The organism is Methylobacterium sp. 285MFTsu5.1, from assembly GCF_000383455.1.
Classification (GTDB): domain Bacteria; phylum Pseudomonadota; class Alphaproteobacteria; order Rhizobiales; family Beijerinckiaceae; genus Methylobacterium.
On record NZ_KB911323.1, the window covers coordinates 1 to 10,474 of the forward strand.

The 10,474-nt window shown below is 59.5% G+C and carries 7 protein-coding genes, 1 tRNA gene and 1 pseudogene; 5 read left to right on the top strand and 4 right to left on the bottom strand.

Annotated elements, in window-relative coordinates:
• Nucleotides 1–23 precede the first annotated feature (23 nt).
• Nucleotides 24–99, top strand: a tRNA-Ala gene (locus H288_RS0131060).
• Nucleotides 100–208: 109 nt separating this feature from the next.
• The gene (locus H288_RS0131065) at nt 209–1,213 is read left to right on the top strand and encodes a site-specific integrase (RefSeq protein ID WP_020096454.1); all 1,005 of its coding nucleotides are present in this window, start codon (nt 209–211) and stop codon (nt 1,211–1,213) included.
• 1,017 nt (nt 1,214–2,230) lie between these two features.
• On the opposite strand, the gene H288_RS33655 is transcribed toward H288_RS0131065, so the two are convergent.
• From H288_RS33655 to H288_RS0131080, 3 genes are all read right to left on the bottom strand, one after another.
• Nucleotides 2,231–3,934 carry a CHAT domain-containing protein gene (locus H288_RS33655; RefSeq protein WP_020096455.1) on the bottom strand — a complete coding sequence of 568 codons (1,704 nt, stop codon included), beginning with the start codon at nt 3,932–3,934 and terminating at the stop codon, nt 2,231–2,233.
• Nucleotides 3,934–4,851 carry an HTH domain-containing protein gene (locus H288_RS0131075; RefSeq protein WP_020096456.1) on the bottom strand — a complete coding sequence of 306 codons (918 nt, stop codon included), beginning with the start codon at nt 4,849–4,851 and terminating at the stop codon, nt 3,934–3,936. The genes H288_RS33655 and H288_RS0131075 overlap by 1 nt, the downstream gene beginning before the upstream one ends.
• Before the next feature lie 961 nt (nt 4,852–5,812).
• Nucleotides 5,813–7,009 carry a hypothetical protein gene (locus H288_RS0131080; RefSeq protein ID WP_020096457.1) on the bottom strand — a complete coding sequence of 399 codons (1,197 nt, stop codon included), beginning with the start codon at nt 7,007–7,009 and terminating at the stop codon, nt 5,813–5,815.
• Nucleotides 7,010–8,013: 1,004 nt separating this feature from the next.
• Here H288_RS0131080 and H288_RS0131085 point away from each other — a divergent pair.
• A complete protein-coding gene (locus tag H288_RS0131085; protein ID WP_020096458.1) occupies nt 8,014–8,388 on the top strand; it encodes a hypothetical protein in 375 nt (124 codons plus the stop codon).
• 60 nt (nt 8,389–8,448) lie between these two features.
• Nucleotides 8,449–8,679: a hypothetical protein gene (locus tag H288_RS0131090; RefSeq protein ID WP_020096459.1), complete on the top strand. Its 231-nt coding sequence runs from the start codon at nt 8,449–8,451 to the stop codon at nt 8,677–8,679.
• Between the two features lie 413 nt (nt 8,680–9,092).
• Here H288_RS0131090 and H288_RS34575 read toward each other — a convergent pair.
• Nucleotides 9,093–9,592: pseudogene (locus tag H288_RS34575) on the bottom strand (integrase core domain-containing protein).
• Between the two features lie 216 nt (nt 9,593–9,808).
• On the opposite strand from H288_RS34575, the gene H288_RS33660 reads away from it, so the two are divergent.
• Complete coding sequence (locus H288_RS33660; RefSeq protein WP_081636605.1) at nt 9,809–10,420, top strand: exonuclease domain-containing protein; 612 nt, start codon at nt 9,809–9,811, stop codon at nt 10,418–10,420.
• Nucleotides 10,421–10,474: the final 54 nt, after the last annotated feature.

Here is a 10,474-nt window from a genome sequence, read left to right on the forward strand (position 1 = left end):
GCCTACAAGGCCGGCGCCTCGACGGGGCTGTAGCTCAGATGGGAGAGCGCCGCAATCGCACTGCGGAGGTCAGGGGTTCGAATCCCCTCAGCTCCACCAGGCTTTTCATGAGCTTGGTGAATGGCTTAGAGCCTTCTTTGGCTCGCACTCGATAGCCTCAAAGATCGACCTGTTACGCTGGTGTCACACCGGATGACGGGGACGAGCAATGGCCACGATCCGTAAGCGGGGCTCGACTTGGCAGGCGCAGGTACGCCGGCAGGGCTCAGCGCCGATCTCGAAAAGTTTCGCGACCAGGGCCGATGCGGCCGTGTGGGCCCGGGATCTGGAACGATCCATCGACCGAGCTGAACTCCCAGCCAACATCAGAGACCTTCAGAGGATCACCCTGACCGAGCTGCTGGCCCGGTACGAGGCCAAGGTTACGGTCAGCAAGCGAGGGGCTAGCCAGGAACGCTACAAGCTGCGCGTGATTCGCTGTCATGCCATCTCGACCCTGCAACTGGCCAAACTGACGTCCTCGGCCCTATGTAGTTACCGGGACGACCGGCTTAGGAAGGTTCAGGCCGGCACTGTCCGACGTGAGCTGGCACTCCTTCAGCACTGCCTGGAGATCGCCCGGCGAGAGTGGGGCGTACCGCTCCCGACAAACCCCGTGCAGAGCATCACCCTCCCCCGCCCAGCCAGGGCTCGGGACCGCAGGCTAGAGGTTGGCGATGAGCGGAAGCTCCACGAGGCCATTCGATCCCACCGCGCGTGGTATCTCGGGCCGCTGATGCAGTTGGCCGTCGAGACCAGCATGCGGCGCGGCGAGTTGCTCGCACTCCTCTGGGCCGACGTCGACCTCAAGAGACGTACAGCGCACCTTCCGATCACGAAGAACGGTGATGCCCGGACCGTGGCCCTAACGTCTCGGGCCATCGCCGTTCTCGAATCATTGCCTCGGTCGGACGCACGGGTGTTTCCGGTGAGCGGTAACGCCGTGCGCCTCTCCTGGGAGCGGCTGCGGGAGCGAGCGGGGCTGCCGGGCCTCCGTTTCCACGATCTGCGCCACGAGGCTGTCAGCAGGCTGTTTGAGGCCGGCTTGAGCATCCCCGAGGTGGCGCTGATGAGTGGCCACCGAGATACAAGGATGTTGCTCCGGTACACCCACCTAAGACCAGAGATAGTCGCCGAGAAGCTGGCGACGATAGATACCGAAAGGTCGATCTGAGCTACCTCGACTCCAAGAGCGCCTTCCTCGCCATAAAGAGAATTCGCCGAAGTTTGACAGAGCTTCTGTTTGGCGAACGGACAGCAGGGCAGACATGGAGGCACATCCGGCTCAGAGGCCGAAGTTAGCCAGATATCCAGCAGGCTAAGGCGCCCGATGATCGGCAGCTTGCTTCTGGACAAAATTCCCTTCTTTCCAAGGGCTTAGCCGGATTTCCTGAGGATGGCCAGCTCGCCGAAGGCTAAGAGCAGCAGCGGGCTGGCGAGTAAGCCTAACTAGCCTGCTAGGCTGTCTTCTGAAGTAAGAACGCCTCGCAAAGATCCGGATCAGGATTGAAAGGCAATGGCTGTCCTTCGTTCGGTGCTGCACGAATGTGCGGAACTGAACACGCCCTTATCTTGGCCGTCTCGCATGTGAAAAACATGTTGAACGGCAAGGGCGGCGCTGATCCTGCGAGTTGTAAATGCCCGGATGTAGTAAACGCAATGCGAGACACGACTCGTCCGTGAAGGCTCTGCCGCCCAGAGGCCTTCTTCGACTGAATGCGGTCTTAGCTTATATTCCGATATCTCGGACTTGCGTCCTTAAAGGAGTGCGAAATGGAAGATTTCCGCCCCCCATTAGCTCGGTCCGCGTCTAACTGTCTGGCGCGCTGACGATATTATTGCGCTCATCGAACAACGACCCTGGTCAGCGATGGCCGGGCACTAAACGCGCCAGCACGCGCCGAGAGCGACTCACAGTCAGTGCCGGTCTGGCGCTGGCAGTAGTCGTTCTAGCTAGACTCTGGGTGTACTAAGCGTCCCACCTTCAGGCAGTCGGGACGGGCAGGCATCCGCGGCTGTTGCAGCGGCCAAGCAGCACTAAGCTGCCGTCGATCCGGACAATCAGGCTATCCGTACGGTGTATCCCGAGCCACGCTCCAGGTCGGTGGAGCGCATCAGCCCATCGCCAGAGCATAGTGGTTGGTGTAGAGCTTCAGGGTCTTCGAAGGGCGAGCGCCACGCACGCGAGAGATTACGCACTTGGTGGCGGCGCATAGAGAAGCTTGTACTTCTTGGACTCGTCCTGTCTCCCGTGCAGGTCGAGTTCGTTCCGGGCGAGATTGAATGCCCGCTGGAAGCTCACGCCGTGCGACAGCCCCCGGTAGAACGCTCGCGTAAACATGATAGCAGCGTCATCATCAATTGACTCGTCGCACCCGATTACGGCTTCGACATGCGGTAATACCTCTTTAGAGATCGAGTCGGAGAAGCAGCAGTTCAGCACGACGCACCGCACCGAACCGACCAGCCCGATGAGTTGGGCGATTGCATCACCTGAGACGTCAACCGCATTACCTTCCGCATCCTCAAACACGAGCAGGTTGACGCCTCCGTGACCACTGAAGTGGAGGATGTCTGGTTGAGTATTCAACAGTTCCATCTGAATCTGGTTAACCCGCACCGCCCAGGCGTGCTCGACTTCCACCTTCGTCTTCGCATCCCGCACGGCAGCGAGTTGTGCCTTGAGGTCGTTCGCCTCGCGGTCAGTCTTTAGTCCTCCCTCGTTCAAGGGATTGGCTGCAAGGAACAACACCTTCATCGTCACCGCCTTCGCCGAAAGATCTACCGCCGGCCGGAACATGGTCTCCAGATCAGACGCAGTGCCAAACAGGTCCTTCATTCCAGTTCGCACATCCCGCGCCCGGAGCTTGCCCCAGAGCGCCTTGCCCTCTGCTTTCACCATGAGACGGTCCAGGAGCTTGAAGTTGGCCTCCACGATGGCCACGGTCTTGTCGCTATAAGGCCCGCATTCCTCGGAGAATCTCGCGAAGTGCTCGGCAATCAGAGCCTTGACTTCATCGTCGTCCTCCTGGTCGTACCAACCGAGAGTGATATCCGGGAGCCCATCGTAGAAGCTGCCTGCGATGCCCTTGGCGAGCCCGTTCCTAGCTTCCACATGCTCCGAGTAGGTCCCCTCGTGAATGATCTTTGTACGAAATTTGAGATCGGGCACACGTTCTGCGGCAAGCTGGTAGAGCTTCGCTTGCACGTTGACGGGCTGCTTCCCTATCGCGTCGAACGAGATGCCAAGATCATCAAGCGTCAGAAGCCTGTTCTCCATAACCGACCAGACGCTGTATTGCCTGACGATATTGTCGTCGTGTTGGCAGAGCTGTCTTATGATCTCGCCGTTCGAGTAACGAGGGTGCAGAAGATTTTGGATGTCCCGATTGAGACCGACGGTAAGGAGCGCCAGCTTCAGGACCTCCGCATCCGAGCTGTCGATATCGATGCTAAGCCCGGTCATGTCGATCTTGTGCGGGCTGGTCGTCTGCATCGACGCCAACACCCGGATCGCTGGATCGACGCTCGGGAAATCCTGCACCATGTCGAGCTTCCCGTCGTAGAGGCGTGACAGTGCGGCGACAGCGGCTCCGACTATCTCAGGAATCCCCTCAAACTTACGCATTGCCGAACTGACGTAAGGCGTACTTCCTTCGCGCGTCCCTAGGCGGGCAAGTGCGTTAAGTCCCCAGCGGACGACCTTCCGGTCCTGCTCCCTGAGCAGCGAGCCGCAGATGAGCCGTTCGAAGGCATTCCGGGCCTCGGAGTTGAGTTGATGGTTCTGCCGGTAAAGCCGCGTCAGATCCTGCAGCGCGCCCTTTTTCCGCGTGGGCGTGCCGCTCTCGATCTCGAACCTGATAAGGGCCGTCTGCCCGTCCGATATCGTGGGCACTACGAGGCCGCGCCGCCCTTGCAGAAGACATCCAGCGTGGCCCGAGTCCAGGGCTCGAAGTCGTCGAAGTTGTTGTGTGTCTTGAGGTCGAGCCAACGGGGATCATTCAACGAGAGACGCCGCGTTGTTGGCTCGAACCAAGCGGGGCAGCTCCAGTCCATGACGATCAGCAGGACGTCCCGTTTGTCGTCCTGGCGCACCCTCAGCGATCCGAGGGGCTTCGGATCAGGAAGACTTCCTCCGTGCATTGCTATGGCAGAAATGTCTAGGTCCCACTTAATGGCGTTTAGTGAATTTTCCCTCGCGCCATAGTCGCCGTCAGAAAAGAGGGTCAGGTCGTAGTAGCTAAGGACACCGGGGAACCCGATTGTTTTCTTGTCCATAAAGGTGTCCCGATTGTTGCGGTACCTTCCCGTCCTATAGGAAAGGACCTCGGAACCACGCCGCACGACGGAGAACGTCCAAACGATCAACGCTCCGCGCGTCTCCTTCTTCGATGAAAGGTAATGGATCGCATTGCACTTCTCGGCAGCGCCGGCGAAGCCGACCCAGTTATGCATCAGATCTGCGCCGCAGGTCGATACGAACGTTTCGTCAATACCAAGAAACGGCGCGACATGCAGGTCTCGGATACGGCGACGGGCCTCAAACTTTTCTTTGAACTTGACGGGTATCGTTGGGTCGGCGACCAGCTCGTTCAGAAAGAAGTAGCCCGGCTCGGTGCGAAAAAATGCGGAATGGGGGCTGTAAAGCACGTCCTCGCTGAGGCGGGCCTGGAGAGTCTTGACCTGCGTTCGACCGTATAGACGCGTCGGGACGATCCCCGCAGCATAAGCGGAGTCAAGAATGCCGGCCGCCGACATGGGGCGACGGCTGGCGCGCAGAACCTGCTGAGCGATCTCAAGGTACGAGTCCATCGATCCCGCTGAGAACCAGTTTAACCGGACCTTACGTTTCGTCCGTCTCGGTATCAAGGAAACGGGTTAAGGGGACATGATCGGCGAGGTATGTACGGAGCGGCCGCTCTCCGGTCTTCACTGCCGGAGAGAGGGCTGTCAGCTACCCGGCCAACCATCGCTGCTCAACCGAGCCGCCGAGTGTCGACGTCGTGAAAAAATCCCGTCGGGATGTGAACTCGACAACGTCCTCACGGGCGCCTTAAAGAGAGCGCTGCGATGTGAGGTCGCTACGAGGCCCTGCTGCTGTGGGTTGTGGGTGCGGCCTTCCAGGCGGGGCTGATCACCGATGCGTTCCTTGGTCTCTCATATCAGCCGAGGCTCGAACCTGAAGTAGGCGCATACCCGGCCTTCCGGCTTGACCTCCTGTCGAAGAGCCGGGAAGTTGAACACCTGACAAAAAAAAAATGTTCGCGGAAGAGTGATCGGTGGTTACCGCTGAGCTTTCGCGACTCCACATGCAGCGAAGACATCGCCCATGGTCGTCCCTCGTGGCAGTGAGTTGAGCTTCGTGGGCGAGCGAAATGTCTCGAATGCATCCCGTAGAGTATAGGGACGTGTATCAGTACGGGTAAAGCCTGAGGTACTGCTGTTGACAATACGTCCTGTCGTCGATGGCTCGGCTGGACGAGGCGCATCGTCATCTACCTGATTGTGGAGCCTCGGATCCTGGCGCCACAAACCGTCTACGAACCTGAACATGGAAGACTCCTATTGATCAGTTACTTATCATAAGGGTATACATACACGGTATAATACAGTCTGATCTTATATATGGAAAGCAATAACCTTGTTGTTAGTGAAGAACATGTGTTGGGTATAGACAACTGAGACAAGCATGCATAGAAGTAAGATTGGAAGACAGGTGGTAGAATGAGGTCTATCATATCCATATGTAAGTCCTAATTGCTGTAACTCGTTGCTATACAACAGGAAATGTGCCGAATCGTGTAGCCCATGATTGAACCATCAGGTCTTGCACGATGGAAGCATCACGACCTGCAGCGACAACGATCTCGTCATGGACAGGCAGGCACACAATCCCTTCCTTCCTAGCGAGCTTCATCACGTCCCCGAGCACCTGCGCCTCTTCAAACTGGAGACCAATGCCAGCACCGGAGCAGAACGAACCGGCGATGGGGTAGTGTCGGTCCTTGATGGCCTCGATGATGCTTGCCGCCTTCGCAAGATGGTCTTTCCGGGGGTGGGCTTCGTCAGTGAACTTAGCGGCCAGGGCTTTCCTGGCTGCCACGTCAGTTTCGGCGTTGATGGCGATGAGCAAGCCGAGTTTGACATCGCCCCGCTCGAACCCAGGGATGTCGTAGGGATCGCCGTCGAGCGGGACTCCGGCCGCGGCATACAAGATGCCGATGTGCGATGCCCCATAGTCGAGCAGATCGACGGGACGACCGTCTATGGTGACCTGCGCCCGCCGCTCCTTGTTTAGGCGTTGCACCCAATGTCCGTAAGACCGGCCCCCATGTCGAAAGGACGAATTATTGAACGAGCGATAGAGGTCGCTGGCGTCCGAGCGGATCACGACGGGAGCGCCCTTACGGTCGCCATGCTTCACCGCATCGGGGATAATGACGAAGTCAGCGTCGACCCATACAACGTCCGGCGCCGAGACCCTCACATCAACCGACTGAATCGCCTCCGTCTGGGCCAGTGTCTCACGGCGCCACCGGTCCGTTTGCTCAGTGTCTCGATATTCAATGAGGTTCTTGTCGCCGTCCTTGAGGACGATGACCTCCCTGGGCTTCCGGCGCTGTAGCAGCGGGTGTCGCCGAGCCAGATCGAGAAGTGGAGCAGCCGCCCAGAACCGGGTCTGCCTGCCCTTGCCACCTTCGGCCCATGTCTTGCCCTTCTCGACCTCAAGGAGGCCCAAACCCTCCAGGCGCAGCAGGGTGGGACGAACCACTCTATAGCGCAGGGCATCATTGTAACGGGTGAGCCCGTTGTAAAAGTTCTTGTTGAGGCTGACCGAACAGGCCCGACCTTCGCGGCAGGCGATCAAGGCGTCGGCGAGTATGGAGCCGGCAGCTGTGTTGACGAGCTTGTCGTCGGTGAGCGCGAGCCCAACGATGTCCATCAACTCGGAGCCGATGGAGTAGCCCATCAGTAGTGGGCGGTCCCTAGTCTCGTTGGTGGCGTATGGGCAGTTCTCGACCGTCGTGCGGTCGGGCGAAGTTGTATAGGGAGGCAAGAACAAGACCTGATCACGAGAAGCCGATCATCCGGACAATTCATGATCAAGTACGGGCCCCCCTACACGACGGCCCCGCCACTGTCGATGATATTTACGCAACAGTTGGCGCTGATGCGAGTGTTTGTATTGCCTCGTCTAGGTCGTCACACCTGAACCCGACGTTGTCCACGTCTGCGAGGCAGTCAAACGCCTCCGACAGGATCGTCATCACACCACGCCTGTAGCGTTCGGTAGCGAAACCGGTTCCACTGTCGTCTGCAATCCTGTCCACCTTGGCGATTGCTGACTTTGTATTGTTATACAGCAATGATCCTTCTGTGAAGATGTCGAGGGACATTCTCAGTGCGTGAAGGAGGGTTGAGCGGAAATCACCGGACACGGCACACCTCCGCCTGAACAAGCTCCCGAAGCAGACGACAGACAGGCGCGTTCCTGAGCCGTGACAGCTTGGAAAGCGATGCAAAGTCTGTCGTTGACAGTCTGAATGACACAGTATGAAGAAGATTGCGGGATTGATCCATCGATAGCCTCCGTTTTTTGCTAACGGAGTACTTATAGAAGCGTCGTCTGCAAACTTATCAAAACACGATATGCTGCTCGTGGATCGAGGCTGCGCAATCCACCAGCGGCGCTGGATGGTAGGCGAGAGGCACCGGCGCCAGGAGCCTGACACCAGTCCGGGCACGGACCCGCTCCTGACCCCGGATAACTGAACGGTATCCGGGACCAGGGCGCCGCCGGCGCCGGCGCCGGACCGGCCTTACGGCGCCGCTTCCTCGCGCCGGCGTCAGGCCCGTCCAAACCGGTTTGGCCATACCAAAGTTTTTCGCCTCCGTGCCGCCGTTCAAGGTTGATTATCCATTAGAATGGCGAGATAATGCCGCACTTAATGATGGTTCGATTAGAACGGTGCCATGAACCCGACCTCTCCAGACTACGACCGGGCCCGCACCGCCATCCACGGCGCCGTGGATGCGATCTTCGATCTCATCGTCGGCGTGCGCCTCGCCGAACCCACCGCTGAACACGCCCGTGCGAGCCAGCAGGGACCGATCCCGGCGACCGATCCGGAGCGGCCCGACTTCTCGAAGCTGCCCAGCCGGCGCTGGGCGGTGATCCTGGAGCTGATCTGGGATGATCCTGACGGGAAGTACCCTGCCATCGCAGAGCGAGCGGCGGCCAAGCTCAACCAGAAGGTTACACACAAAGACGTCGCGAGCTTCGTTTATCTGGCGAACAGAGACGAAAGCTTCAAAAAGAACTTCGTTCACCCCAAGCGGCGCACGTAGAGGAGCCTACTGCTTACCCGAAATACGACATTGCACTTTGATCAACATGGAGATGTCACGATGGCGATGATCGACGGTTTCGATCCGATGTCCTTGAAGGAACCGAAGCGTCACGACGGCATACGGGCCCGTTTTGCTTCCTTCGACTGGGACAACGACAAGATCGTTCAGTTCAACACCTACGGCCGGGCGACGCGTCAGAACCCGGACACGCCCAGTCAGCAGGTGCAGTTCGACCGAGCCAGCGCCACGCAGCTCATGGAGATCTTCCGGCGCACGTTCAACCTCTAAGGGCAGGTACCAGATGGCGGTGACCGATGAGGTCGCCGTCGTATCGCCTCCAAGCCGCTCATAAACCTTGATGCGCACGTCCTCCGGGCGGCCGGACTGTGGCCAGGGGAGACCGGGCCGCGGCAACCCGCAAGGCCTACGCCTCGGACTGGCGGCAGTTCACGGCGTGGTGCGGTAAGCACGGCCTCACCGCACTACAGCCATGATCTGCGCTTGGAGATCTCGTTCTCGTGCACCGGCCTCCTCCGCCACACGAGCGAGTTGGCCGGCCAACGAGGCGACCTCTCCGACTATTCGCTCAGCTCGATTACGCTCCTGGAGCCGTTCGCCTCGTTTACAGTCGAGGTCCGCGCGCAGCTCGTTGGCCCGGATCTCCATCTCGGCGATTGACCTTGCCCCGTGTTTGCCCCCGTTCATAACCAGAGTCCGTTCTGGTTCTGGTCCTGTTGGGACCGGGTTGCAAACGCGTTCGGGGTGAGCCCACCGAGGCTCGTGTGGGGGCGGCAGGTGTTGTAGTCGACCCGCCACGCCTCGATGATTGTCCGGGCCGCCGGCAGGCTCCAGAAGAGATGCTCGTTCAGGCACTCGTCGCGCAAGCGCCCGTTCAGGCTTTCGACAAAACCGTTCTGCTGCGGCTTGCCGGGGGCGATGTAGTGCCACTCGACTGCACGCTCTTCCTGCCAGCGCAGGATGGCGTGCGAGGTCAGCTCGGTGCCGTAGCACATCGGGAAGATGGCTCGACGGTTCTGGGGCGGCGCGCGTCCGAGATCTCCATGCCGCCGTAGCGCGAACGCCAAGTGTAGAACGTCGCATCGCTGATGCCGTGGCGGCGGCAGATCTCAGTGACCGGCAGCCCAGCCTGCTCCTTCAGGATGCCGATGATCTGCTCTTCGCTGAACCGGCTCTTCTTCATCGTCCGTCTCCTGATCGACGAACTCTAGCTTCAGATTGAGGGCAGAACGGGGGGCAAGGTCAGGCGGCACAGCCGTTGAGCTGTTTGACAGTCCATAAATATGGCTGAGATGTCGGCTCCGGGTAGCCGTAGGGCTGGGCGGCACCCAGCCTTTCCCTTCACCCACCGATCAGCCGGGTATGCGCCAAGGAGCGCCAAAGACAGGGCCTGACGATCGTGAACCCGTCTCTGAATGAAATCGCTGCCGAGCTGGAAGCTACCGGGCGCTATCGAGTGCTCCGGCATCTTGAACCCTGGACGGATCTCTCCGAAGAGCCCGTCGAGCCAACCTTCACTGGCCTCATCGTCGATGTCGAGACGACCGGGCTCGATCCGGCACACGACGAGGTCATCGAGCTGGGTATGCTCAAGTTCGAGTATGGCGCGAGCGGCCGCATCTACGGCGTGATCGACACGTTCAGCCAGCTTCACCAGGCTAGTAAGCCGGTGCCATCTGCAGTGACCCGACTGACCGGTATCTCCACCGAAGACCTGAATGGCCGTGTGTGGACGCCCCATCGGATTCAAGGGGGTGTTGGAGAGATTTGTGCGCGCAGGATCAGGTGCTGCCGTGTGTCCGGCCTGTTGATGCAGCCTTCATCACGGCTGCTGGCCTGTATGGAGAGCGCGGATCGGGTCCAAGTCGCTTTGGCGCGCTCGAGGCGCTTGGCCATTCACTGGTTTTCCCGACCCCGTCTTCTGACCGTTGCGCCATACCTCTCGACTGACCTTCCCTGCCTCCCTGACGCCTCAGGCCGTGGCGATCACGCCGTGGCCGGAGCTCTGTAGGAGCCGCCATGGGCCATCAAGGCCCAGACGATCCTCGCCATCTTGTTCGCAAGG